The organism is Pseudoalteromonas sp. SIMBA_162 (genome assembly GCF_046535955.1).
GTDB lineage: Bacteria > Pseudomonadota > Gammaproteobacteria > Enterobacterales > Alteromonadaceae > Pseudoalteromonas > Pseudoalteromonas marina.
This window is the reverse complement of the sequence record NZ_JAWJBQ010000623.1, coordinates 1-261: the sequence shown is the minus strand read 5'-3', so window position 1 is coordinate 261 and position 261 is coordinate 1. Positions and strand designations below refer to the sequence as shown.

The following is a 261-nucleotide window of genomic DNA, read 5'->3' as shown; positions in this document are numbered from 1 at the left end:
GGCAGCTGCAGCGTGGCAAGTATCAGCCACGGCGTGACATTCAGCCGGAAGCGCTCGAGGAGCTGGCGGATTCCATCCGGGCTCAAGGCGTGATGCAGCCCATCGTGGTGCGGCCGGTGGGGGAGGGGCGCTACGAGCTCATCGCCGGCGAGCGCCGCTGGCGTGCCTCGCAGCTGGCGGAGCTGGATACCATCCCCGCCGTCGTCCGCGAAGGCATCAGCGATGAGCTCGGGCTTGCGCTGGCATTGATCGAGAACATCC

Annotated in this window: 1 protein-coding gene; it reads left to right on the top strand. The window is 67.8% G+C overall.

The annotated features are described in order from the left end of the window. A partial coding sequence (locus tag R0J88_RS21160) for a ParB/RepB/Spo0J family partition protein (RefSeq protein WP_410901052.1) occupies window positions 1-261 on the top strand: 261 nt, incomplete at both ends.